Annotated in this window: 24 protein-coding genes; 8 read left to right on the top strand and 16 right to left on the bottom strand. The window is 63.1% G+C overall.

The window, feature by feature from the left end; genetic code table 11:
* Window positions 1–91: 91 nt before the first annotated feature.
* The 8 genes from DXT59_RS25010 to DXT59_RS24975 form a co-directional block, all read right to left on the bottom strand.
* Entirely contained in the window at window positions 92–832 is a 741-nt protein-coding gene (locus tag DXT59_RS25010; protein ID WP_116140279.1) for an aspartate/glutamate racemase family protein, read from the bottom strand.
* 41 nt (window positions 833–873) lie between these two features.
* The gene (locus tag DXT59_RS25005; RefSeq protein WP_116140732.1) at window positions 874–2,358 is read right to left on the bottom strand and encodes an NCS1 family nucleobase:cation symporter-1; all 1,485 of its coding nucleotides are present in this window, start codon (window positions 2,356–2,358) and stop codon (window positions 874–876) included.
* 184 nt (window positions 2,359–2,542) lie between these two features.
* Window positions 2,543–3,238, bottom strand: a complete 696-nt coding sequence (locus DXT59_RS25000) for a GntR family transcriptional regulator (RefSeq protein WP_116140277.1) — start codon at window positions 3,236–3,238, stop codon at window positions 2,543–2,545.
* Window positions 3,239–3,472: 234 nt separating this feature from the next.
* Entirely contained in the window at window positions 3,473–4,399 is a 927-nt protein-coding gene (ldcA, locus tag DXT59_RS24995) for a muramoyltetrapeptide carboxypeptidase (RefSeq protein ID WP_116140275.1), read from the bottom strand.
* Between the two features lie 47 nt (window positions 4,400–4,446).
* Window positions 4,447–5,007 (bottom strand): tRNA adenosine(34) deaminase TadA, encoded by a 561-nt coding sequence (gene tadA, locus DXT59_RS24990; protein ID WP_240324679.1) that lies wholly within the window; start codon window positions 5,005–5,007, stop codon window positions 4,447–4,449.
* A gap of 38 nt (window positions 5,008–5,045) precedes the next feature.
* Entirely contained in the window at window positions 5,046–5,468 is a 423-nt protein-coding gene (locus DXT59_RS24985; RefSeq protein WP_116140271.1) for a DnaJ family domain-containing protein, read from the bottom strand.
* Between the two features lie 156 nt (window positions 5,469–5,624).
* A complete protein-coding gene (locus DXT59_RS24980; RefSeq protein ID WP_116140269.1) occupies window positions 5,625–5,882 on the bottom strand; it encodes a hypothetical protein in 258 nt (85 codons plus the stop codon).
* A gap of 90 nt (window positions 5,883–5,972) precedes the next feature.
* Window positions 5,973–6,860, bottom strand: a complete 888-nt coding sequence (locus DXT59_RS24975; protein ID WP_116140730.1) for an NAD(P)-dependent oxidoreductase — start codon at window positions 6,858–6,860, stop codon at window positions 5,973–5,975.
* 126 nt (window positions 6,861–6,986) lie between these two features.
* On the opposite strand from DXT59_RS24975, the gene DXT59_RS24970 reads away from it, so the two are divergent.
* A complete protein-coding gene (locus DXT59_RS24970; protein ID WP_116140267.1) occupies window positions 6,987–7,871 on the top strand; it encodes a LysR family transcriptional regulator in 885 nt (294 codons plus the stop codon).
* 24 nt (window positions 7,872–7,895) lie between these two features.
* Here the strand turns inward: DXT59_RS24970 and DXT59_RS24965 are convergent, their stop codons facing one another.
* Complete coding sequence (locus DXT59_RS24965) at window positions 7,896–8,900, bottom strand: zinc-dependent alcohol dehydrogenase family protein (protein ID WP_116140265.1); 1,005 nt, start codon at window positions 8,898–8,900, stop codon at window positions 7,896–7,898.
* 79 nt (window positions 8,901–8,979) lie between these two features.
* Here DXT59_RS24965 and DXT59_RS24960 point away from each other — a divergent pair, with 79 nt between their 5' ends.
* Complete coding sequence (locus DXT59_RS24960; protein ID WP_205417477.1) at window positions 8,980–9,942, top strand: LysR family transcriptional regulator; 963 nt, start codon at window positions 8,980–8,982, stop codon at window positions 9,940–9,942.
* Here the strand turns inward: DXT59_RS24960 and DXT59_RS24955 are convergent.
* The 4 genes from DXT59_RS24955 to DXT59_RS24940 form a co-directional block, all read right to left on the bottom strand.
* Window positions 9,920–10,339 carry a type II toxin-antitoxin system VapC family toxin gene (locus DXT59_RS24955; protein ID WP_116140262.1) on the bottom strand — a complete coding sequence of 140 codons (420 nt, stop codon included), beginning with the start codon at window positions 10,337–10,339 and terminating at the stop codon, window positions 9,920–9,922. The two genes, DXT59_RS24960 and DXT59_RS24955, sit on opposite strands and share 23 nt — an antisense overlap.
* A complete protein-coding gene (locus tag DXT59_RS24950; protein ID WP_116140260.1) occupies window positions 10,336–10,587 on the bottom strand; it encodes a FitA-like ribbon-helix-helix domain-containing protein in 252 nt (83 codons plus the stop codon). Before DXT59_RS24950 ends, DXT59_RS24955 begins: the two co-directional genes overlap by 4 nt.
* 406 nt (window positions 10,588–10,993) lie before the next feature.
* Window positions 10,994–12,364 (bottom strand): sigma 54-interacting transcriptional regulator, encoded by a 1,371-nt coding sequence (locus tag DXT59_RS24945; protein ID WP_116140728.1) that lies wholly within the window; start codon window positions 12,362–12,364, stop codon window positions 10,994–10,996.
* A 90-nt stretch (window positions 12,365–12,454) separates the two neighbouring features.
* Window positions 12,455–13,447, bottom strand: a complete 993-nt coding sequence (locus tag DXT59_RS24940; protein WP_116140258.1) for a helix-turn-helix domain-containing protein — start codon at window positions 13,445–13,447, stop codon at window positions 12,455–12,457.
* Window positions 13,448–14,156: 709 nt separating this feature from the next.
* Here DXT59_RS24940 and DXT59_RS24935 point away from each other — a divergent pair.
* Complete coding sequence (locus tag DXT59_RS24935; protein WP_240324678.1) at window positions 14,157–15,497, top strand: FAD-dependent monooxygenase; 1,341 nt, start codon at window positions 14,157–14,159, stop codon at window positions 15,495–15,497.
* A gap of 11 nt (window positions 15,498–15,508) precedes the next feature.
* Window positions 15,509–16,354, top strand: coding sequence for an AraC family transcriptional regulator (locus tag DXT59_RS24930; RefSeq protein WP_116140726.1), 846 nt, complete (start codon window positions 15,509–15,511; stop codon window positions 16,352–16,354).
* Between the two features lie 70 nt (window positions 16,355–16,424).
* Here DXT59_RS24930 and DXT59_RS24925 read toward each other — a convergent pair whose 3' ends face one another.
* Window positions 16,425–17,336, bottom strand: a complete 912-nt coding sequence (locus tag DXT59_RS24925; RefSeq protein ID WP_116140253.1) for an AraC family transcriptional regulator — start codon at window positions 17,334–17,336, stop codon at window positions 16,425–16,427.
* Window positions 17,337–17,434: 98 nt separating this feature from the next.
* Between DXT59_RS24925 and DXT59_RS24920 the strand changes: the two genes are divergently transcribed.
* Window positions 17,435–18,178, top strand: coding sequence for an SDR family oxidoreductase (locus DXT59_RS24920; RefSeq protein WP_116140251.1), 744 nt, complete (start codon window positions 17,435–17,437; stop codon window positions 18,176–18,178).
* Window positions 18,179–18,314: 136 nt separating this feature from the next.
* On the top strand, window positions 18,315–18,830 hold the full coding sequence (locus DXT59_RS24915) for a DUF2867 domain-containing protein (protein ID WP_116140249.1): 516 nt from the start codon (window positions 18,315–18,317) through the stop codon (window positions 18,828–18,830).
* A 29-nt stretch (window positions 18,831–18,859) separates the two neighbouring features.
* On the opposite strand, the gene DXT59_RS24910 is transcribed toward DXT59_RS24915, so the two are convergent.
* Entirely contained in the window at window positions 18,860–19,825 is a 966-nt protein-coding gene (locus tag DXT59_RS24910) for an SDR family oxidoreductase (protein WP_116140247.1), read from the bottom strand.
* Between the two features lie 106 nt (window positions 19,826–19,931).
* On the opposite strand from DXT59_RS24910, the gene DXT59_RS24905 reads away from it, so the two are divergent.
* Window positions 19,932–20,906 carry an AraC family transcriptional regulator gene (locus tag DXT59_RS24905; RefSeq protein WP_116140245.1) on the top strand — a complete coding sequence of 325 codons (975 nt, stop codon included), beginning with the start codon at window positions 19,932–19,934 and terminating at the stop codon, window positions 20,904–20,906.
* On the opposite strand, the gene DXT59_RS24900 is transcribed toward DXT59_RS24905, so the two are convergent.
* The gene (locus tag DXT59_RS24900; RefSeq protein WP_116140243.1) at window positions 20,890–21,456 is read right to left on the bottom strand and encodes a PAS and helix-turn-helix domain-containing protein; all 567 of its coding nucleotides are present in this window, start codon (window positions 21,454–21,456) and stop codon (window positions 20,890–20,892) included. The genes DXT59_RS24905 and DXT59_RS24900 overlap by 17 nt on opposite strands.
* Window positions 21,457–21,571: 115 nt before the next feature.
* On the opposite strand from DXT59_RS24900, the gene DXT59_RS24895 reads away from it, so the two are divergent.
* On the top strand, window positions 21,572–22,738 hold the full coding sequence (locus DXT59_RS24895; RefSeq protein ID WP_116140241.1) for an acetyl-CoA acetyltransferase: 1,167 nt from the start codon (window positions 21,572–21,574) through the stop codon (window positions 22,736–22,738).
* Window positions 22,739–22,757: the final 19 nt, after the last annotated feature.

The raw sequence follows: 22,757 nt of genomic DNA, 5'->3' as shown, positions 1-22,757 counted from the left end.
AAAACGTCCGCGCGCGCCCATATAAGCAGGCCGATAACCGGGCTCACCGCAAGCGTATGTCGGGCAAGCCGCAGCTCTTGCGCAGGACGGATCAAGCGTCGCGCGGGCTGAAATCGGCCAGCGGGCCGTCGTAGCGCTTCGCGAGCGGGCGCGCGTACTCGCCGCGCTTCGCCGTAGTGAGGCCCAGGCCCGCGAGCGCCTCCACCCATTTGAGCGCCGCGGTGACGCCCTCGACGACGGGCGCGCCGATTTCGTCCTCGATCGCCCGAGCAAGGTCGGCCATGCCCGCGCATCCGAGCACGATCGCGTCGGCCCCATCGTCGTCGAGGGCGCGGCGGCATTCGTCTACGATCAAGCGCCGCGCCGCGCTGCCCGGGCGGTCGAGATCGAGTACGGCGACCTCCGTCGCGCGCACGTTGCGGCAAAACCGCCGCATGCCGTAACGTTCGGCCAAATGCCACGCCATACCCGTCGTCCGCGCGAGCGTCGTGACCACCGCAAAGCTCGGTGCGATCACGCTTGCGGCATGCATCGCCGCTTCGGCGATGCCGACGACGGGACCGCGTGCGAGTTCTCGCGCGGCGAATAGCCCCGGATCGCCGAAACACGCGATGACATAACCGTCGATGCCCTCGCGCTCGCCCGCCGCGACCTCGGCGAGCAAGCCCGGCAGCGCGAGCGACTCGTCATACCAGCTTTCGATCGACGGCGGTCCCATGCTCGAGGTGGCCGCGACCACCTCGGTCGCGGCGGCTGCCGCGGTGCGTGCGCAGTGCGCCATGGTTTCGGTCATCCGCGCGGTCGTATTGGGATTGATGATTTTGATCTTCATCGCAATAGTCTCCGAGTCTCCGATACGTCGAGCGCGGTTCGTCACTCGCGGGCCGCGCGCGCAGCCAATGCGTAAAATCCCGCACCTAAGCCGACACCGATAAACCACGAAAAGTTGGCGAGCGAAGCCAAGGCAGGCGTCATGACGCACGCCACCGCAATGACGGCCGCCGCCACCACTGCTCCAACGGCGCGCCGGTTCACCCCGCCGCGATACCAATACGTGCCCGACTCGGACATCGAATACAGATCGTCCAAAACCACGCGCTGCCGCTTGACGATGAAGTAATCGACGATTAGGACGCCATAGAGCGGCCCGATGAACGAACCGAGCACATCGAGCGTGTAATGGATGACGGCGGGGTTGTTGAACAGATTCCAAGGCGTGATGAACACGGAGGCGACGGCGGCCATCATGCCGCCTGCTCGCCAACTGATGTGTTTCGGCGCCACGTTGGAAAAATCGAAGGCCGGCGAGACGAAGTTGGCGACGATGTTGATGCCGATCGTCGCGATCATGAACGTCAGCGCGCCGAGCACGACCGCGAACGGCTGATCGATGCGAGCGACCGTGGCGACGGGATCGGTGATGAGTTCGCCGAACACCGGTAGCGTGGCCGACGTGGTGACGACCGTCACGAGCGAGAACGCGAGGAAGTTGACGGGCAACCCCCAGAAGTTGCCGCGCTTCACGCTCCGATAGCTTTCGCAGTAGCGCGAAAAATCGCCGAAATTGAGCATGGGTCCGGAGAAATAGGACACCACGAGCGAAATCGCCGTGATGGTGACGGGCAACGCCTCCCAGCCATGATATTTCACGGTGCCCAGATTGAGCCGAATGTTCGAGATCCCGGCGCGCGCCACCATGTAGCCGGCCAAGACGAACATGACGACATAGACCGCGGGCCCCGCGAAGTCGATGAACTTCTTGATCGTCTCCATGCCGTTCCAGAAGACGAGCGCCTGCAGCACCCAGAGCATCATGAAGCCGGCCCATCCGAGCGTCGACAAGCCGAGCCAGCCATGCTGGTGAACGTCGGCGTACGGCATCAACTGAGGGGCGAACTTGAGCAGCACGATCACGAATGCGCTCGAGGCGAGATAGGTTTGAATCCCGTACCAGGCGACGGCGATCAAGCCGCGAATCACGGCCGGAATATTGGCGCCGAGTACGCCGAACGTCGCCCGGCAAATGACGGGATACGGCACCCCGTTGCGCTGGCTCGACTTGGCGATCAGGTTAGCGAAAACATTGACGATCCCGATTCCCACGAGCAACGCGATCAGCACTTGCCAACTCGTCAAGCCTAGCGCGAATAAGCTTCCCGCGAAGACGTACCCGCCCACGCTGTGCACGTCAGACATCCAGAACGCAAAGATGTTGTAGCTGCCCCAATGCTGATCGCGCAGCGGCGCGAGATCGGTATTGCACAGACGCTCGCTGTAGCCGGCCGGTTGCCGCGCATCGAAGGGAACGGCCGATGGGCCGACGGGGCCGGCATCGGTTGGAACGGTCAAGTCAGGCATGAGCGTCTCCGGTGAAAGACAAGAGCGGTTGCGCGGCATCGCGCGGGTGGGCGCCTCGAGCGACTGGCCGCGGCCGGCGCATGCCGCGGCCATTACTTCGATAGTTACTCAGTTGTCCTAAGTAAATACATGAGACTGCTCATGGCACGGCGCCCGCTCGGCGCGGGCACCGTCCGGGGGCGCGCTAAGCGCCGAATACCTCGCGCAGATCGGCCGCGCCGCGAGCGGGCCGATCGAGCATTTTCAGCTCGACGGTTTCCAAATGCCGCACCATGAGCTCCGACGCTCGTCCCGGATCGCCCGCGCCGATCGCCTCGACGATCTGGGCATGCTCGTCGAATGAGCATGGGCTGCGTCCGAGCGATTCGTAGAGCGCGGAAATCAACGTGGAGCGCGCGACCAGCCCCGACAAACAATCGCACAGCACCTCGTTGCCCGTCAGCGCCGCGAGCGAGGTATGAAATTCTCCCGATAGACGAATCCACGTCCGGAAATCGCGTTGCTCGAACGCGCTGCGCTCGCGCTCGATCATTTTGGCGATGGCCTTCAAATGCCCCGCTCCCTGGCCGCCTCGATCGCGGCACACGCGCTCGATCACGGCCCGCTCGATGATGCGGCGCATTTCGAACACCTCATGCACCTGCTTCAGCGACGGGCTGGCGACGAAGGCGCCGCGATTCGGCTCCAAATCGACGAGATGCTCGCTGGCCAGCAGCGACAGGGCCTGGCGCACGCTGCCGCGCTTGACCCCGAACACCTCGCACAATTGCGCCTCGGTCAGCTTCGCGCCGGGCTCGAGCCGATGCTCGAGTATCGCGTCGCGGATACGTTCGGCAATCGCCGTCGGCGTAGCTGATTCGGACAATTTCGGCTTCGGCATGTTGGCTATAGTAGATTCGACATAAAGATTGTCAACAATTTATTTAGCCAATCATCGTGCGGCGCGCGTCGAACCAACGAGCCGGATCCGCTGTTTGGTGCATCTATGCGCCATCTTCGCGCTAGAGCGTTGCACCATGCACCGAATCTTTGCGCCCGTGAGCTAGATAAATTGTCAACAATCTGGATGCTACGCCACCGGATAATCGTGCGCACGCCGCGCCGTGGCGGGTGCTCAGCGCAGCGTGGGGTGTCCGGTAACGGTCAACGAGAAGCCGTCGTGTCCCGCGCGCAATTGCGCGCGTGCACCAAAGGGCAGCGTGACGAGGTCGGCGCAGTGGCCGAAGCGCAGCCCCTGAACGATGGGCACCCCACTGACCGCGCGGACCTGCTCGAGCATCGTCGAGAAATCGTAGCCGTTGTCATATGGCGAAAGTTTGCCGCCCGTGAAATCGCCGAGCACGAGCGCCTGCTGACGGCCCAGGATACCGGCCAGGTGCAGTTGGTAAAGCATGCGCTCGACGCGATACGGGTGCTCGTTGATGTCTTCGAGAAAAAGAATGCCGCCGTCGATCCGCGGCATATAGGGCGTGCCGGCCAGAGCGGCGATCATGGCGAGGTTGCCGCCCCAAAGGGTCCCTTCGGCTTGTAACGGCTCGGCCTGCGCGACATGTTCGCTCACCGTGAACTCCGGCGCTTCCAGCGCGCGCCAGAAATGCTCGAGCGTGAAGGCACTGACTGCCTCCGCTCCAAAATTGCTGGCCAGCATCGGACCGCCGAACGTGACGATGCCCGCGCGAGCGAACAGCGCCAATTGAATCGCCGTGAAATCGCTGTGCCCGCAAATAGCGATGGGCGCACCGGCCAACCGGCGTTCAAGCCCCGCGTAGTCGAGCGAGTCGAGAAGACGCACCGCACCGTAGCCGCCACGCACGGCCAGCACGATATCGGGCAACGGCCGGCCGGGATCGGCCAACCGGTTCAGATCGTTTGTCCGTTCGGCGTCGGTGCCGCCGAATCGCAAGTCGCGCCGTTGCGCGAGTTCTTCGCCCAGCACGCGATGGCCGTCCGCCCGCAGCCGCGCGATAGCGCGTTCGAAGGCGGATGCGTCGGGCGGATAACCGGAGGGAGCGACGATTTCGATGGTGCGCGAACGAGTCATGGGCGGCATTTTAAACGATGAATGCGCCGCGCCCCCGCAAGGCGCGCCTAGACGGGCTGCCGCGGCGTGCGGGCTTGCGCATCCGCCGCCGCGGCTCGTTCGGCGCGGATCGTCGCACGCCGATGCGCGAAGAACGACTTGAGCGCGTCGCCGCATTCGGTCGCGAGCACGCCGCCCGCCACTTGGGTATGGTGATTGAGCTGACGATTGGCGAAGGCGTCGACCACGCTGCCGCATGCGCCCGTCTTCGGATCACGGGCGCCGAACACGACACGCGCGATTCTTGCGTGCATGATCGCCCCCGCGCACATGAGACACGGCTCGAGCGTCACGTACAACTCGCAGCCGGGCAGCCGGTAGTTTCGCAACGCTTTGGCGGCCGAGCGCAGCGCAACCATTTCCGCATGGGCGGAAGGGTCGTGTCCGCCGATGGGATGATTGAAGCCGGTCGCGATGACCTCGTCTCCGCGCACCAGCACGGCGCCCACCGGCACCTCGCCAGCCGCGCGAGCCGACTGCGCGGCGTCGAGAGCCAGCGCCATATAGCGCCGGTCGCGCTCGGAGGCCGCCGCGTCCGGCTCGTGCTGGGCGCTCGACGAAGCGGCCATATCGAGCGGCGGCGGAACGGGCGCCATGGGTGGTCGAGTCAAGACAGCCCCGTCAGATGCGCGCCTGCCGCCCCGTCTTCGTCGTCCCCGGCTAAAACGCGCTCCGACAGACGTTCGGCGATACGCCGGCAATATTCGCGCGGAACCACGGTGGGCTCGCCGCGCAGCGACTCGAGCGCCATGTCGAGTGCAAGCAACTTGGCCTGCAGGCGGCAACGCGTCGCACGATCGCCCGCGGCATCGAGTTCGTCCTTCAGGTGCCGCAGCGAGCGCAACTGCTCGACCGCCGGAGGCACAAAACCAGCGTTTTTCAATATGCGATTGGCAACGCGGACTTCCTCGGGCACGAGCAAGTCGTCGTCCAATTCCTGCGGCGCCCCTGCACCCGGCAAGTCGTCGAACTCGCCACGCGCGGCGGCGGCGGCAATGCGCTGTTCGACCAAGGCATCAAGCAATTTCATCTGCGATCCACTACATTGCGGCGAGCGCATTTTAGCAGGGAGTCGAGCCCGGTTTTGTGGAGCCAATGCTCGGGAGAAGGCGGTAAACGTCGCCGCTGCCCCGCCGGCCCTTGGCGGGCGGCGGGTTTGCCGGTTTCCCGGGCCGCTCGGGAGCGGTTACTTGCCTACTTTGGCGCGCAATTCGCGAGCCGTCTCGAGCAAGCCTTCGTAGCCCGCGCGGCTGTGCTCGGGCAAGTCGGGATCGCCGACCAAGGCACCGAGCGTCTCGATCAAGCTGTATAGGATCCCCTTGGCTGCGCTGACGGCGATATTGCCCGAGGAGAGCAGCGTATCGACGTGATTGAGCGCGTCGTTCAAATGGGCCAGATCGGCCTTTTTCGAATCGTCCTGCGGCCGGTTCGGGTCGGGAGTCATAATCGCATTCCTATCGGTCTGTTTGTGGCGAGCTAGGCTCGTTCGACTCTTATATACCGGGTAAGTGCCATCGTCCACTCCTCCCACCCGCTACCTTTCCGTGCCCGCGCGCTCGGTCCTCGCTTCGATCGCCTTGACGACCGCCGCCATATCCTCCCTGCCCCGCCCCAAGTCACGCGTCTCGCGATAAAGGTCGTGGCAGACGTCGAGCAGCGGCGTGGCGATGTTCGCCGCTCTGGCCGCCGCCGCGATGAGCCGATTGTTGTCGAGGACGTTCTCGATACTGGCCTGCTCCGCGAAATCCTCGCGCAGCAGCTTGGCGGCCTTCACGCGTGACACGTCGCTCGCCATCGGTCCGGCATCGGCGATCGCGACGAACTGGGCAAGGTCCAGTCCTTGCTCGCGGGCGAAATGCATCGCCTCGGCAAGTCCCGTCACCATCGTGATCAGAAAAATGTTGACCGCGAGCTTCATCGTCAGCGCCGCGGGCACTTCGCCGCAATATTCCGAACGCTTACACATGGCATCGAGCAGCGGGCGCACTAGCGCGACGGATTCTCGGTCGCCGGCCAGCATGGCCACGAGTTGAGCCGCTTCGGCCGGCTTGCGCGACCCCGATACCGGCGCCTCGACATAGCGCCCTCCCGCCGCGCGGATCGCTTGCTCCAGCCCTCGCGAATAAGCCGGCGAGGTGGTCCCCATGTGCACGATGGTGCGCCCACGCACTCGTTGCGCGAACCGAGGTTCGCCCCGGGCGAGTACTAGATCGATCGCCTCGGCGTGAGCCAGCATCAACAGCACGATTTCGCATTGCTCGAAGACCTGGGCGCACTCGTCGGCAACGCCCGCACCAGCCCTCGCCAGGACAGCGCGCTTCGGCATGGAGCGATTCCATACGATCAACGCAATCCCCGCCTTGCGCAAATTGAGCGCCATTGGCTCGCCCATCGCGCCCAATCCGATAAAACCGACCGGCATATTCGACGAAATCATTGCATCATCCCTCGAGGTGGTCCTCACAGCGCTCCCGTCCGGAATATCCTAAGGATCTGCTAACGTTGTGAAAATCGAAAATATCGAAACTTCCACTTCAAGAAACCGGAAATGGGACAACCGCTGAACTTCGACATGGACGCCCTCCGAACCCTGGTGGTGGGGGTGGAACTGGGCGGGTTCTCGCATGCGGCGACGCGTCTGCACCGCTCCCCGTCGGCTGTCAGCATGCAATTGCGAAAACTCGAAGCGCAGGCCGGCCAGCGGCTCTTCAAGCGGCGCGGACGAGGGCTCGCACTGACCGACGCGGGCAATGTGCTGCTGCAGTACGCACGCCGTGTCCTTGCACTGAACGACGAGCTCGGCAGCGCACTCGGCGCGGCCGATACCCGGGCGGCCATCCGGCTCGGTATCCCGCAAGACCTCGCCGACGTCATTCTCGAAGAACTGCTCGTGCGCTACACGACCTCGCGGCCAAACGTGCAACTCGAGATAAAGGCGGGACGAAACTTCGAATTGGCGGCCGACGTCGCATCCGGCAAGCTCGATGTCGCCGTTGCGTTCGCCGCGGCCGGCACACGGAGCGCCGATAAAATCGCAACGGTTCCGGTGGCATGGATCGGATGCCCAACCATGTTGCCGAACGCCGGCCCAGGCTCGATCGTGCCGCTAACCGTATTCGATGGCCCATGCTTGTTTCGCGACATGGCCATCGACGCGCTTTCGCGCGCCGGTATCGCGTGGCGTCTGACGATGACGACGCCGAGCCTGGCCAGTCTCTGGTGCGGGATCCAAGCCGGCCTCGGCGTCACAGTACGAACGGCGCTCGGGGTGCCGCGGCGTCTATCCGTACTCACGGGCGCGCCCGCCCTCGGGCCGGTCGATATCGTTTTGCATCGGGCAAGCGGTTCGAGCGAAGACGCGCATGCGCTGGCCGAACTGCTGCAAGACTCGATTCGCAGGCACTACGGCGAAGGTCCGGGCTACCGGGTGTAGTGCGCGCCACATTGCCCGCGTCGCTTAATGCGCGATAGCGATCTTGCCGAAGTGCTGCCCGCCTTTCGCGAGATGGGCATAGGCTTGTGGGACCTCATCGATGCCAAACGTCGTATCGACGACGGGCACCATCTTGCTGGCCGCAATGGCCCGCGCAACGTCGCGCAAATCAGCCACGGACCCGGTGTTGTTGCCCTGCACGTTCAACGCCTTCGTCATAATGGCTATCAAGTCGGCCGATGCGCTCGCCCCGGTCACGAATCCGATCACGAACACCGTTGCGCCGACCGCCGCGGCATTGACCGAGCGACCGAACGTCAGCGTGCCGCCTGTCTCCACGATCAAATCGGCCCCCTCGCCGTCGGTGAGCTCGAGAACCGCTTCGTCCCACGCAGGCGTACGCCGATAGTTGATCGTATGGTCCGCGCCGAGCGTCCTCGCTCGCTCGAGTTTTTCGTCCGATGAAGAAGTGATGATCACCGTCGCGCCCGCCGCTTTCGCCAACTGAAGCGCGAATATGCTGACACCGCCCGTGCCGATCAGCGCGACCACGGAGCCGGGGCGCACGCTCGCCGCGCGCAGGCCGCGCCAGGCTGTCGTCGCCGCGATCGGCAGCGTTGCCGCCTCGGTATCGCTCAAATGCGCCGGTGTAGCCACCAGCGCGGCGGCCGGTAACACCACGTATTCCACCAACGAACCCGGAAGTACGACGCCACGCGTCGCCCCGCTAACCGCCGCTCGCGGGGGACCACCGGCCCAGAGCGGTTTCGAATGGGGAGTGACGCGATCGCCAACCGAGAATTCGGTCACGCCCGCACCGATTTCAGCCACCTCGCCCGCACCGTCGGCAACGGGAATGATGGGGAAGCGAGGCACCTTATAGCCGCCGGTCGCCACGGCAAGATCGATGAAATTCAGGCTCGCAGCACGCATGCGCACGAGGACCTCGCCAGGCCCGGGATGCGGTTGCGCCAGCGTCACGTGATGGAAGGCGTCGAGCGTGGGGGCGGAAAGTTCGATGGCGCGCATGGCTAGGCTCCTGGGTTGATGTGGTCCCAGCTTACTCATGCGTCGAAGCGGTATAAACTAGCGCAACCACACGACACTCATGCACTCCATGCATCAATGGCCGGATCCGAATGAAGTAGCGGAAATCGCCGCTTTTGCCGCTGTGGCCGAGCAAGGCTCCTTCACCAAGGCAGCCGCCGTTCTGGGCCGAGATGCGACCGTGCTGTCGCGCCGGGTACAGTCGCTCGAGCAGCGTCTCGGCGTGCGGCTGCTCACGCGAACCACGCGGCACCTTGCCTTGACCGAGGCGGGCTCGGCCTTCCTGGCCAGAGCAAAGACGATCCAGGCCGCCTTGACGGAGGCGCGTGAGGAAGCCGCCACGCTCGGCGGCGGGGAGCCGCGCGGCACGCTCAGATTGGCGCTGCCGGGAACGTTCGGGCGAATGTGGATCGCGCCGTACCTCCCCGATTTTCTGGCGGCGTACCCACATGTTCGGGTTGATGCGTCGTACTCGAATCGATTCGTCGATCTCGTGGCTGAAGGATTCGACGCAGCCGTACGCCTGGCCGAACTCGCCGATTCGCGACTCGTCGCGCGCCGCATCGCACCGCGGCGGCGACTCCTGTGCGCCTCGCCCTGCTTCCTCCAACGCCGAGGGGCGCCCTCCCGGCCCGAAGACTTGCAACGGCTTCCCTGCCTGGGGTTCACCGGGCTCGCTTCTCATCTGAATTGGACGTTTAGTAACGCGCGGGGCGAGAGCGTTACTGTGCGAGCCGACGGCCCGCTTGTCTCGGACGATGCACAGGGCCTTGTACACGCCGCGGAGCGGGGATTGGGGATCATGTTGTGCACGGATTGGCTAGTGGGCCGGGAACTGGCCGAGGGAACGCTCGTGCCCGTCCTCACCGAATGGCTGCCGCGGGACGAAGGTGCGATCTATACCGTGGTGCCGTCGAACCGGCTGCTACCGGCTAAAACGCGTGCGTTCATCGATTGGATCGCGGCACGCTATTCGCCTATTGCCCCCTGGCGCGGGCCGCTCACTGGGCCCATGGATCGATGACGGCAATACCGCAATCGACGAAATCTTTGACGTTTCGCGTTGCGAGCGTTGCGCCGGTGGAGCGCGCAACCGCGGCGATCATGGCATCGAACTGGCTGATTTGTCTCCCAGTGCTTCGGCGCGACACCGCGATCATGGCGTAAAGATCCGCGGCATCGCTATCGAACGTCAAGAGCCGGCCTGCGAAATCCTCTTCGAAAATCGCCTGCACGGCGATGGACAACGCCTGCTTGCGGGGACCGTCGGCCAATAGCCCAAGTCCGTAAAGAATCTCCGCGCGCGTGATCGTGGTCGTGAACAGTGCGGCGCGGCGTTGCGCGCGAAACCATTCGATCACGCGGGGATCCGGCGCCGACCTCAATGTTTCGGACAGGACGTTCGTATCCAGGACGATCATGCGCCTAAATCCACTCGATCCTGAATCGTCTCCCGAGCCGGCAAGGTCAGATCGACACCGCCAAGCGGTGAAATGCGGGAGCGGATGGAGTCGATCAAGCTTTGCCCGGCAGTCTCGGTCCGGGTCGACAGCGCGGCACGCAAAATGTCGCGCGCCTCGTCCTCCATCGAGCGCCCATGATGCGCCGCCTGCACCCGCAAGCGCGACTTCAGTTGTTCGTCGATGTTGCGAATCGTCATGCTCGCCATGGGTATGCCCTCCATTAATCATTGATTGCATTTTAATCAATGATGGCAAATGGGGCAACCTCACGATCCCATGGCACGTATCCGGTCGAATTCCGGCATTCCAGCCCCGCGGCCGCGGAGCCCTACCGGCTGGGCGAGTGCGGCGCAATGGCTCGCACGCCGAGGCGGGAAGATCCGCCCCTGGCACGTGGGCGCCGACAACCGTGTTCATCTCGTATTTCATCGCTCGATCGATCCTTGCCGCGTTGATGTCGTCGTGCCGGCCGCCCATCGCGAAGCACGCGAATGCGGTGAGCCGACAAACGATTCTCGCCCGTGCAAGCGTCGGATCGATAGCCGTCCAAACGGCTAACGGCGGCTGACCTTGGCGCCCGGTTTCGACGGGGCAAGTCAGGCCCAATGCTGCTTATGCCCGCACCCGTTCGGTGTCGGAGATCTGGTATTTGCGCATCTTTTCCCAGAGCACTTTGCGGCTGATGCCGAGATATTGCGCGGTATCTTGACGCCGCCAGCCGTTCGTCGCGAGGGCGTCGAGCACGCGGGTTCGGTCGGCCATGTCCCATCGCGGATGGTCGTTCGCGCCGAGCGAGAGCGCCGCCTGCGTCTGTTGCACATGCGCGAGCAGCGACTGTAGCCGTTCAGGATCCCAATAGCGCATCTGCCGCACGGTGACGCCAATGCGCTCCGCGAGGTTGCGCAGCTCGCGAACGTTGCCCGGAAACCGCATTTTCGCGATCGCGTCCGTCAGCCAGGACGGCACGTCGGGAAGGCTCGCAAGCCACTCCTCGCCGAACACCGAACCGATCACGGACCGGAAGATGCCGATCTTCTCGGCGGCCCCGCGCTCTTGCAGCGACGGCACGTACATTTCGACGACGGCCAAGCGATAGTACAGGTCGGCGCGAAACGCCCCGGTCGCGACGAGCCGGGGCAAATCCTTGTTGGTCGCCGCCAGCACGCGTAGATTCACGCTCATCGGCACGGCCGATCCGACGCGCGTTACGGCGCCATCCTCCAGCACCCGCAAGAGCTTCACTTGTTGATGCAACGGCAGATCGCCGATTTCATCGAGAAAGAGCGTGCCCTGGTCGGCACGCTCGAAATAGCCTTCATGCGCGCTGACGGCACCGGTGAAGGCCCCCTTCGCGTGACCGAAAAAATGCGACTCGAACAAGCCGTCCGGGATGGCTCCGCAATTGACGGCAACGAAAGCGCCTTGACTGCGCCGCGAATGCTTGGTGTGCAACAGCTTGGCCACCCGCTCTTTACCCACGCCGGTTTCGCCGCGAATCAATACGTTCGCATCGCAATCGGCGAACATATCGACCTCGCGCAACAACGCACGCATGCATTCGGAGTGAGCGATGAAGGGACCGGCTCGGGGCGCGCCGGATTCATGCATGTGCGTGTGCGCTTGCGCAGCTCGCTTCGCGACCATGCCGCGCAACGCGGCGCACGTGAACGCCGGTGGCAGCACATACAAATCGGCGCCGCGCGCATGCTCGGCCTGCGGCTCGCACTCGCCTACCCAGATCACCGGCATGACGCTCGCACGCTGACACTCTCGCAGCATCGCAGCCGAACTGCCCACCGCGCCCATGCTGATGACCGCGACGGCGGCACGCGACGCCGCGGGCGCCGGCGCGATCGTCAAATCGTCGATCGCAATGACGTTGACGTCGACTCTATCGAAGCAACGGCTCACACGGCTCACCAGATCGGTGTCGCCTTGCAAGACGTAGATATCCAACGCACCGAGCCTTTCGACGCATTTCATCATCTGTTCGCCAGTTATTCGGGCACGCCGCGCGCTCGGCCGGCGCGCCGAAGCGCGGATTCGATTCGTCCGCTAAAGATGATCGACTCTCTACCGGGTTGAATCGGTACTAGCCAGGGCATGCAAGGCGTTGAAACGGGCAGACCGATATTCGACGGGGCTCATGCCGAATTGCTTGACGAAGTGCTTGCGTAGATGATCGCCATTGAACAGCCCGCAATGGCGCGCGATCTTATCGACGGGGAGCGCCGTGGTGATCAGCAGTTTGCGCGCGTTTTCCAAGCGGACTTTCGACAAATATTCGTGTGGCGTGTGCCCCATCTCGGCGCGGAACCGTCGCAGAAAGTTTCGTTCGCTCATCAAAGCGCGTTCAGCCATCGCCGATATCGAAATGCGGCTGCCGTAGTGCTCGTTGAGCCATTCCACCGTGGCCCTGATGCGTTCGCTGGCCGAGGGCTGATCGACCAATGCGCCCGCCGCAGACACGTCGGCAGAGCTTTGCGCAGGCCTCGAAACGCGAGCGGCTTCGGGCTCGGACAGGCCTGGAGCCGAGTCGGAACTCCCGTCGAGCTTGGCGGGGCCGGGCGGCATCTCCGTATCGACCGGCGAAGGTTCGCGCGTCGTTGCAACGGCGGGCGTATCGAGAGGAAGCTCGATGATCTTCACCCCGGCGCCGGCACGGGCCAGCCATGCAACGATTTCGGGCCGCGGCTCGGGTGTGCCGCTGCCGCATTCGGGCACGACGAAGTAGTTGAAATCGAGTGGGTTGACGTCGCAAATCGCCTCGCACCAAACAGGCAGACGCGCGTTTTCGCGCAGCACGAAACCGCTGCGGCCGGCGATGACAGTGATGCTGATTTCCCCGTTCTTGTTCGCCTCGCTCTGGTCGTCGCCAAAGTGCTCGCACGTCTTGGCAAGAACTTTCGCCACGTCGCTCGGGGAGCAATCGTCACTGATCACGACACCGATACGGCATCCAATGCCGCTACCGGCGATCGCATCGCGAAAGTTTTGCGGCTTCTCTTGCGGCAGGTGCTGGCCCCTTGGAGTCGCCGGCAGCGTATCAGTCTTGCCCAGATACATAACTCCTCCGGTCAGATCGTGAATTTGCGTTGCTGAGCCGCATCAGTCTAGCGTTCACCACTTCCTCACTGAAAGATTTGTCCGAAGCGTAGGCGTCGTTGTCGCGATTTTCGGCGCCCCCTGAGCAACGCCCACGAATACGGCCAGCGCGTTGCAACCCGAGTTCGCTTTTCGCCGCCAATCAAACGTCACTTCGCGCCGCCCATTCAACCGACGCGAGAACGGGGCCCCTATCGGCCGATAAACATAACCATCGTTCCATCCCCTGCTGCGTCTCGGCTATTCGAGTCATCGTGTCATAGGGAAAATACGGATCGCTTTTAACGCTCGCGCTCTTGACGGATGGGCGTAGCACCGCCGCGCTTCGATTCGAAGTACGCGGCAAATATCCCGGTTTGCCGAGTGCGGCGCAACATCGACGCCGGAAAATGGCCAATAACCCCTAAGATCGGCGCCGCCGTCCGGTTCCTGGACATCGCCGCCCCCATTTGAACGACAACCGAATCGATTAACCCGGCGGCGCACGATCGAAAGAGACTCGGTCGCATAAATGTGATTTTTTGTAACGGCGCACGCTATTTAAATCGCGGCTGCGACAAATATGCGTTTCTCGAGCCTAGCCGGGTACTCGTGCGGCTCGGCACGCGCTGCGGCGCGCCGCCGAATGATTGTGCGGGGTTCGAATCGATTGGCAGGAATTCAAAACTTGGTGGCAAAAATCACCATTGATGCCAATGTTGCCGCCGGATATCGTGACATCGACTCTATCGAGGAGATTTCCATGAAAACAGACAAACGAATCTTGATTTCCGGTGCCGGAATCGCCGGCCCGGCGCTTGCCTTTTGGTTACACCAATACGGCTATTCCGTCGTCATAACGGAGAAAGCGAATGCGATTCGCGATGGCGGACAGAACGTAGACATCAAAGGCCCGGCACAAGACGTGATAAGAAGGATGGCGCTAGCGGACAAGATAGAAAGCAAGAACACATTGGAACAGGGTCAAAAATACGTGGATGCCCATGGAAGAACAATTGCGGTTTTTCCCAAGGGCGCCATCGGTTCTCTGACCAGCAATTTCGAGATTTTAAGAGGCGACCTCGCGACAATCCTTTATGACACCACCAAAGACCGGTGTGAATACCGGTTCGGCACTTTCATTACCGGCATTGAAGAAACCGACGATTGCATAATGGCCACCTTCAGCAACGGGGAAAAGGAAGCGTTCGCATTGATTCTCTGCGCGGAAGGCATCTCGTCGGCAACGAGAGAATTGGTGCTTCCCGGGCAGACACAATTTAGATACCTGGGCGTCTATATGTCGTTTTTCAATATTCCCAGGCGACCGGAGGACGACTATTGGGCCCATTCGATCAACGGAATCGGAGGCACGTTGATCTTCCTTCGGCCAGGCGACGAAAACGTAACGACCGTGCTTGCCACGTTCCCTGTCCCCGATGCCGATGCGGGTACGACCGGCCCATCGCACCGAAAAGCGCTTTTGCGCCGCGCCCTACAGGGACGCGGCGCGCTTGCGGACCGGATACTTTCGGAGATCGAGAACGTTCAGGATTTTTATTTCGGCCCGATGAGTCAAGTTAAAGCACGGTCTTGGTCGAAAGGCCGTTTCGCCCTGGTCGGCGATGCCGCCTATTGCCCCACGCCCTTTACCGGACAAGGCACCGCGCTGTCTCTCGTGGGCGCCTACGTCCTTGCGGGAGAGATCGCGAGGCATGATTCCCTGGCCGCCGCGTTCAACGCCTACGAGAAAATGGTGCGGCCTTATATCGAGGCCATACAGGCGCAACTGAGCCCCGGTATGATCAAGCTCTTGCATGTGAAGACGGCGTTTGGCATTTCCTGCATGCGTGTCTTGCAAAGGCTCTTCGCCAGCCGCCCGATGCAAACATTGATGCGTCCGATCGCAAAACGGAACGAGGAGTCGGCCACGGACGCGTTCGTACTTCCCGACTATGTTTGCGCGTTGGACTCGAGCGGTGCATTTGCAGCTTGCGCTCCGCCGACGCGGATTGCCGGTCGGCGAGGCTGAATTTCATCACTATGCCCATCTTGCAAGAACTGTCGGACCTCGACCCCACCCGCTGGCCCGATGCGGACACGATCCCTCGCCCGCTCGTCACGATCGGCGCCGACAGCAGCGTATGGGCGAGCCTCAGCAAAGAGGCGATCGCGAGCCTAAATAGACAAGAAATCGATTTTCATCACCACGAGAAGCATCAACTCGTCCTGTCGCTGCGCGGTGTGCTGACCTGCGAAGTCGAACAAGGGCTATGGCTCGTGCCGCCGCAAAGCGCGATATGGGTGCCCGGCGGCATGCGCCATAAGATCGAGGCTAGCGGGGCGATCGAATGCTACGTGTCCCATATCGATCCGCGCGCCGCTCACGCTCTTCCTTCCATTTGTTGCGCTCTCGCGGCGACTCCCCTGCTCAGGGAATTGCTGATCCGCTCGGCCAGCCTGCCTGTACTCTACGAGGAAAGCGGCGCCGCCGCCCATCTGGTCGCGTTGGTGTTGGATGAGATCGCGACGGCGCCCGTAGGCAATTTTCATTTGCCGATTCCGGCCGATGCGCGCCTTCGCAAGATCGTCGACATGATCATGAGCCATCCCGCCGATCGGGGAACCATGCGGACCTGGGCTCGACGCATCGGCGTGAGCGAACGTTCGCTGGCGCGTCTTCTCGACCGGGAGACCGGGATGAGCTTCGGCCGCTGGCGCCAACAACTGCATCTCATGCTGGCCGTGAAATGGCTCGAATCGGGCGCCTCGGTGCAGCAGGTTGCCGAGGATCTAGGCTATGAGAGCCCAGGCAATTTCGTCACGATGTTTCGCAAGGCGCTCGGCTCGTCACCCGCACGTTATATGGCGGAGCGCCGGCAGGGGTAACCATCGTCGGTTGCCGGCTTTTACCACCGCATCGCCTCGCACCTATCGATCGGGCGGTCGAACGTCATGCTTACGGCGCCAGGAGCGCCTGTTCGCGCGCATAGCGGGCCGGCGGCAGTCCGACGTGGCGCGCGAATGCGACGCTGAACGCACTCGCCGATCCGTAGCCCACGCGCTCCGCGATCTCGGCAATCCCCCGATTAATCCGCCGAAGCATGTTCTTGGCCAACGCCATGCGCCAAGTCAGCAAATAAGCCATTGGAGCGAGCCCCACCGCGCGGTTGAAGCGCTCGAAAAATACCGTGCGCGAGAGCGCCGCCTCCTTGGCGAGCTCGGCGACCGTCCACGCCTTGGCCGGGCTTTCATGCATGCGACGTAGTGTCACGGCAAGCCGCTCGTCGGCCAGCCCCCGCACGAGACCGGGGGATGCCGGCGTACCCGCCGTAGAGCGCAGTGCATCGATCAAGAGGACTTCGACGAGATGGGCAAGGATCACTTCGCGCGCCGGACGCCTGTCGCGGAACTCGCTTCTAATCAACTGAACGAGGGTGGCCAGTTGCGGCTCGCCCCGGACATGGACGACGCGCGGAAGCAAGGACACCAACAGGTCGGCATCGGGCGAGCCGAAGCTGCAATGCCCCGCGAGCATGCTCACGTCCGGCGGACCTGACTGATCGCCGATCCGAAACTCGCCGGCGCCCAAGGCGACCGGTATCGCGTCGGGCGTACCGCGCGGCACCGGCACGATACTGGACATCGCGACACCGTACGCGTCCGGGACAAGAATAAAGTCCCCCGAGCACAGTTCGATCGCCCGGCTCGCCTCGACGGCGATCCGGCAAGCTCCTTCGAGCACGACGCAATAAAAGGGCTGCCCCGCATCGGAACGGCGGATATGCCATGGACCGGCCCCGACGACGAGCTTCGAGTGCCGCGCGCCCGGTTGCAGCAGCGTCACGACGTCCGCGAGCGGATCGATCATACCCGGACTCCGGCTAATTAACTCAGGACTCGCAATTATAGAAAGTCCGGCCGTGGCGGTCTATCGTCTTGGCCACGTCAGCCACTTCTGGGAGTCCCATGAAAACCGTTCTGATCACCGGATGCTCGTCCGGCTTCGGCCTCGAAACCGCCAGGTACTTCGTCGAGCGCGACTGGAAAGTCCTGGCAACGATGCGCACGCCCCGGGAAGATGCACTGCCCGCCCACGAAAACCTACGCGTGCTCGCCCTGGATGTGACACGCCCCGAGAGTATCCGGAAGGCGGTCGAAGCCGCCGGGCCGATCGACGCGCTCGTCAACAATGCGGGATTCGGCGCCGCGGCGCCGTTCGAAGTCACGCCGATGCCGACGATACGCGAAGTCTTCGAAACCAACACGTTCGGCACGATGGCCGTGACACAGGCGGTCCTGCCGCAGTTCAGACAGCGCAAGAGCGGCGTCGTCGTGAACGTCACGTCGAGCGTCACGTTGAAAGCGCTCCCGTTCATTGCCGCCTATACGGCCAGCAAGGCGGCGGTTAATGCGTTCACCGAATCGATGGCGCTCGAACTCGGCGCGTTCGGCGTGCGCGCGCACCTTGTCCTGCCCGGGCGTGCTCCCGATACGCGCTTCGCGGAAAACGGACGGCCCCACATGCATGGCCTCGATCACGCGGCTTATGGCGAACTCGTGCAAGGATTCATGGCGGGATTGAATCAGCCAGGACCGGTCACGCACGCACGCGACGTGGCCGAAGCGGTGTGGCGCGCGGTGAACGATCCGTCGAGTCCGTTGCGTATTCCCGCCGGCGCGGATGCCGTGCTTTGGGCCGAGGGGCATTGAGGCGGCGCCCGTATTCGTGCATCTCCAGTGCAAAAGAACGTTCAGGTATATATTTGGCACCTGGCGAGCGGTCGATGGCGGGATCACGCCGATCCGATCGCATCGATTGGCCCCTCTGTCATTTCGGTGATCGGATATGCACATCAACGCGAAGATCGAAGAGGCCGGCTTGCCGCCGGCCTCACACCTGATGTCTTCCTACGGTCGGGCCGATTTTGCCGACGCGTTTTCGATAGAACTGCCGCAGGCCGCATCCCACGACGCGGAGTTCATCGCCCGGCATATCTTCGACCATCAGCCGCAATGGATCGCGGCCCTGCTGAAACTGCGCGACTTGCTCGTACGTCCGTTTGGTCTAAAGCGCGCCGCGGATCTCTGGGCCGCGGGCGGCGACAGAGTCAACATTTTCCGTGTATTCGGACGGTATCCGAACGAGATCGTGCTTGGCGAGGACGACACGCATTTGAACTTTCGCGTGTCGGTACTCGTGCTGCCGCCATCCGATGAGCGCCCCCGCCGAGTGATCGTGACAACGCTCGTCTTCTACAATCGCCTTCTCGGCCGCGCTTACATTGCGCTGATCGCGCCGTTTCATCGCATGGTCGTTCGAGGCTCGCTCCATCAAGCACAGAAGATAGGCTGGCCCGCTTGAGCGGATGCGGGCGTCGTTACTCCTAATTTTTAATGGCCCGAGGTGCGTAAGGTCGCGGCAAGATCCTTGATCAACGCTGAGTGCCGTGGCGTCCAACCCAATCGTTCCCGTGTCATTTGGCTGGAAACGGGATTGTCCGCGGCGGCGAACGGCGCGAGCCAGCCGAAATGCTTTGCAGCGTCTTTGGCAAGCAAAGGCACGACAGGGACGTCGAGATAGCGTCCAATCGTATCGGCGATATCTCGAAATGGCACGCCCTCTTCGGCCACACCGTGATAACGGGCGCCGGGCTCACCGTTTTCGAGCGCTAGTCGAAACAGCCGCGCCGCGTCCAGTCTGTGCACGGCGCCCCAGCGGTTGAGCCCGTCCCCGGGATAGGCGGACATCCGCTTTTTTCGTGCGATCTCGATCAACCGCGTAACGAGCCCGAACTTGGTCTCGTCATGGACCGAGGGCGGCAGTCGAACGACCGTGGCGCTCACGCCGCTGCGCACGAGATCGAGTGCCGCCTGCTCGGATCGCACCCTCGCGCCGCCTACGGCGCCGGGATCGGCATCGTCGGTTTCCTGGGCCGCCCGCCCCGCGGCCATCGCCATGGTCGGAAAGGCGATGACAAGCGAGCCCTTTCGAATGTGAAGCGCCTCACCGAACGTCTCGATGGCACGCTGATCGGCGCTGACGGCCGCGGCCGCGAATCGCTGGACGATACGCGCCGGCGCGCCGCCGAACAGTATCCGCGCACGAATGCCGAGGCTTGCATGCGACAGTGCGTGGAAGAAGGCGGTATGAATCACGCCGTCGGCGAGCGCGGACTCCCGGCGCAAGATGCCGAGATCCTCGATCGTCCCGCGACATGCCCTCGCCCCGATCGCCTCGAGCGAGGCGATGCCGTGCGCCGAACGCACGAGGCCCGTCACCGCGTGGCCTGCGGTAACGAGCTCACGAACGACCGCCGAACCGATGAAGCCCGTCGCGCCTGTGATGAAAATCCGCATAGCTCTCTCTACCCATCTCTTTCCAATGGATAGAGCTTAGGGCGTTGAACCTGGACTATCTATGCCTTAGAGTTCGCTTTTAGTATTCAATCGTTCGAATCGCATCATGGATCCACTATCGGATGTCTTGTCGCTTCTGAAGCTGCGCAGCTATGTTTCCGGCGGCTTCGATGCGAGTGGGGATTGGGCGGTGAAATTCGGTCCATTCGACGGGATCAAGTTTCATGCGGTGCTTCGAGGCCGATGCTGGGTTTGCGTCGACGGCGAACCCGAGCCTCTGGAGGTCACCGAAGGCGAATGCTTTCTGCTGGCGCGCGGCAATCCGTTTCGTATCGCGAGCGATCTTGCGGTCGAGCCGGTCGCGTTCGGTACGCTCGTCCCGCCAGTCAGGGACGGCCGTATCGTGACGCACAACGGTGGCGGCGAATTCCTCAGTGTCGGCGGCTATTTCACGCTGGCCGACGGCCAGGCCGATCTGCTTTTGAACGTACTTCCCGCGGTCATCCACGTTCGGGAAGAACCGGGGCCGTCAACGTTGCGATGGTGTATCGAGCGCATGAGAGAGGAATTGCGCGAACCGCAGCCGGGCGGCGGCATCGTCGCGCAGCAGTTGGCTACGCTCGTGCTCGTGCAAGCATTGCGGCTGCAGCTTGCAGGCGGACATAAGGATGCGGTGGGCTGGCTCTTCGCGCTCGCGGATAAACGGATGCGCGCGGCGATCAATGCGATGCACGAATCGCCCGGCGCGAAATGGACTCTGCAAACGCTGGCCGAGCACGCCGCCATGTCGCGCACGAGCTTCGCGCTCCGGTTCAAGGAACTGGTCGGCCTCTCGCCGATGGACTACCTGACGCGTTGGCGTATGACCTTGGCCGCAAACAAATTGGCACAGTCGCGTGAGTCGGTCGCCGAAATCGGTCTCGCGCTCGGATATGAATCGGAAAAGTCCTTTAGCACGGCCTTCAAACGGATCATGAATTGCGCTCCGCGCCAGTATGGCCGGCGGCACGCCAATGACGGCGAAAGCGCAAGCGAGGCGGCGTTCGCCCCCACTGCGAACGCGCTCACGTCCGGCCGATAAGCCGTGCAACGAGGTGGCTCACCGAAGCCGCGTTCATCTTCTTCATGAGGCGGGCGCGATGCGCGTCGACCGTTCGTGGGCTGATCGCGAGCTCACGCCCGATCGCTTTGCTCGATTTGCCCATCACGAGCAACTGCGCGATCTCCCGCTCGCGCGGCGTGAGCTCGGTCGTGACCGGCCAGCGCGTCGACAAGTCTTCGAAGACCCATACCGCTTCCGCCAGCGGCGCGTCCTTGTTCAATGCCCTGCCCGAAACGTGACACCAAAACGGACGCCCGGACTGGTGGCGCATGATGCGCTCGTCGCTGTAATTGCCTTGTTCGCGCATGATGCGCGAAGCGCGCTCCCCCACGTGCTCGAACTCCTGGTGCGACGGGTACAACCGCTCTAGCGACTGGCCGGCGAGTTCGTTTTCGTCGTAACCGAACATGTCGGAGAACGCGGCGTTGTACCGGTGGATGATCCTTTGGCGGGACACCATCAAGCCCACGGGCGCGAGCCGGAACGCCAGCGTCAAGTCATACAACGCGTCGGGATTGCGTGTATCCATCGTCGGTTGGGCTTCATCGGGTTAGGGTTTGCACTTGGCGTAATTCTGCGACTGTCCGCCGCGCGCCCGTGCTGTTAAGTTCGAACGGGTTCCATCATCCACGAACGAGAGAAATATGGGCGTTTCCATCGTAGGCTGGGCGCACGCCCGGTTTGGCAAATTCGACGAACTGGACCTCGAGTCGCTGATCACCAGCGTGGCGCGCGAGGCTATCCATCATGCGGCAATTTCACCCGAACGGGTGGACGGCATCTGGCTCGGCAATCTGAACGGCGGCTTCGTGCCCGATGTGTTCTGTTCATCGCTGACGCTGCAAGCGGACGACGCGCTGCGCTGGAAGCCGGCCGTGCGCGTGGAAAACGCGTGCGCATCGGGCTCCGCCGCGATATATGGCGCGATCGACGCGATCCGCGCCGGCGCGGCGAAGATCGCACTCGTCGTCGGCGCGGAAAAGATGTCGTCCGTAACCGGCAAAGAGGCCACCCGAATACTCGGCAACTGCTCGTACGTCAAAGAGGAATCCACGATCGACCACGGGTTTGCCGGCATCTTCGGCCGAATCGCCGAAGCCTATTTCGAACGATACGGCGACGTGCGCGCATCGCTTGCGCGAATCGCCGCGAAGAACCATGCCAACGGCACCTTGAACCCGTGGGCGCATATGCGCAAGGACCTCGGGTTCGAATTCTGCAACACCGTGTCAGATAAGAACCCGCTCATCGCGGGACCACTACGTAAGACAGACTGCTCGCTCGTGTCCGACGGCGCGGCGGCGTTGGTGCTTGCCGACGACACGCTGCTCGCGGAGTTCGCGCGCGCCGTGGGATTTCGCGGCACCGCGCATGTCAACGATTATCTGCCGATGTCGCGCCGCGATCCCGTGGCGTTCGAAGGGCCACGACGCGCCTGGGCGCTTGCACTGCAACGCGCCGGCGCCGCGCTCGGCGATCTGTCGTTCGCGGAGGTTCACGACTGCTTCACGATCGCCGAATTGCTGAGCTACGAGGCAATGGGTCTAGCCTCTCCCGGCAAAGGCGCCACGGTCATCGACGAAGACATCGTCGCGCGCGACGGCGCGCTGCCCGTCAACGTCTCGGGTGGCCTGAAAGCGAAAGGCCATCCGATCGGCGCCACCGGTGTCTCGATGCATGTGCTTTCGGCCATGCAATTATGCGGCGACGCGCTCGACATGCAACTCGCGAACGTAGAGCTCGCCGGCGTCTTCAATATGGGCGGCTCGGCCGTCGCCAACTACGTCAGCATCCTCGAGCGCAGAAAATAACACGCGGTGCGCGGCCGAT

Origin of the sequence: Trinickia diaoshuihuensis (genome assembly GCF_003390925.1) — a bacterium.
Taxonomy (GTDB): Bacteria; Pseudomonadota; Gammaproteobacteria; order Burkholderiales; family Burkholderiaceae; genus Trinickia; species Trinickia diaoshuihuensis.
The sequence above is the reverse complement of the archived record's forward strand: the minus strand, read 5'-3'. Positions and strand labels throughout refer to the sequence as shown.

What these genes read in the sequence shown, in the direction of transcription:
- DXT59_RS24980 (WP_116140269.1), bottom strand. Translation starts at nt 5,882, where the DNA reads ATGACTCCCGACCCGAACCGGCCGCAGGACGATTCGAAAAAGGCCGAT.
- DXT59_RS24900 (WP_116140243.1), bottom strand. Translation starts at nt 21,456, where the DNA reads ATGGATACACGCAATCCCGACGCGTTGTATGACTTGACGCTGGCGTTC.
- DXT59_RS24985 (WP_116140271.1), bottom strand. Translation starts at nt 5,468, where the DNA reads ATGAAATTGCTTGATGCCTTGGTCGAACAGCGCATTGCCGCCGCCGCC.
- DXT59_RS24910 (WP_116140247.1), bottom strand. Translation starts at nt 19,825, where the DNA reads ATGCGGATTTTCATCACAGGCGCGACGGGCTTCATCGGTTCGGCGGTC.
- DXT59_RS24925 (WP_116140253.1), bottom strand. Translation starts at nt 17,336, where the DNA reads ATGATCGATCCGCTCGCGGACGTCGTGACGCTGCTGCAACCGGGCGCG.
- DXT59_RS24955 (WP_116140262.1), bottom strand. Translation starts at nt 10,339, where the DNA reads ATGATCGTCCTGGATACGAACGTCCTGTCCGAAACATTGAGGTCGGCG.
- DXT59_RS24975 (WP_116140730.1), bottom strand. Translation starts at nt 6,860, where the DNA reads ATGCCGGTCGGTTTTATCGGATTGGGCGCGATGGGCGAGCCAATGGCG.
- DXT59_RS24965 (WP_116140265.1), bottom strand. Translation starts at nt 8,900, where the DNA reads ATGCGCGCCATCGAACTTTCCGCCCCCACGCTCGACGCCTTCCATCAC.
- DXT59_RS24970 (WP_116140267.1), top strand. Translation starts at nt 6,987, where the DNA reads ATGGGACAACCGCTGAACTTCGACATGGACGCCCTCCGAACCCTGGTG.
- DXT59_RS24950 (WP_116140260.1), bottom strand. Translation starts at nt 10,587, where the DNA reads ATGGCGAGCATGACGATTCGCAACATCGACGAACAACTGAAGTCGCGC.
- DXT59_RS24930 (WP_116140726.1), top strand. Translation starts at nt 15,509, where the DNA reads ATGCCCATCTTGCAAGAACTGTCGGACCTCGACCCCACCCGCTGGCCC.
- DXT59_RS24895 (WP_116140241.1), top strand. Translation starts at nt 21,572, where the DNA reads ATGGGCGTTTCCATCGTAGGCTGGGCGCACGCCCGGTTTGGCAAATTC.
- DXT59_RS24905 (WP_116140245.1), top strand. Translation starts at nt 19,932, where the DNA reads ATGGATCCACTATCGGATGTCTTGTCGCTTCTGAAGCTGCGCAGCTAT.
- DXT59_RS24960 (WP_205417477.1), top strand. Translation starts at nt 8,980, where the DNA reads ATGCACTCCATGCATCAATGGCCGGATCCGAATGAAGTAGCGGAAATC.
- DXT59_RS24945 (WP_116140728.1), bottom strand. Translation starts at nt 12,364, where the DNA reads ATGAAATGCGTCGAAAGGCTCGGTGCGTTGGATATCTACGTCTTGCAA.
- DXT59_RS25010 (WP_116140279.1), bottom strand. Translation starts at nt 832, where the DNA reads ATGAAGATCAAAATCATCAATCCCAATACGACCGCGCGGATGACCGAA.
- DXT59_RS24940 (WP_116140258.1), bottom strand. Translation starts at nt 13,447, where the DNA reads ATGTATCTGGGCAAGACTGATACGCTGCCGGCGACTCCAAGGGGCCAG.
- DXT59_RS25005 (WP_116140732.1), bottom strand. Translation starts at nt 2,358, where the DNA reads ATGCCTGACTTGACCGTTCCAACCGATGCCGGCCCCGTCGGCCCATCG.
- DXT59_RS24915 (WP_116140249.1), top strand. Translation starts at nt 18,315, where the DNA reads ATGCACATCAACGCGAAGATCGAAGAGGCCGGCTTGCCGCCGGCCTCA.
- DXT59_RS25000 (WP_116140277.1), bottom strand. Translation starts at nt 3,238, where the DNA reads ATGCCGAAGCCGAAATTGTCCGAATCAGCTACGCCGACGGCGATTGCC.
- ldcA (WP_116140275.1), bottom strand. Translation starts at nt 4,399, where the DNA reads ATGACTCGTTCGCGCACCATCGAAATCGTCGCTCCCTCCGGTTATCCG.
- tadA (WP_240324679.1), bottom strand. Translation starts at nt 5,007, where the DNA reads ATGGCCGCTTCGTCGAGCGCCCAGCACGAGCCGGACGCGGCGGCCTCC.
- DXT59_RS24920 (WP_116140251.1), top strand. Translation starts at nt 17,435, where the DNA reads ATGAAAACCGTTCTGATCACCGGATGCTCGTCCGGCTTCGGCCTCGAA.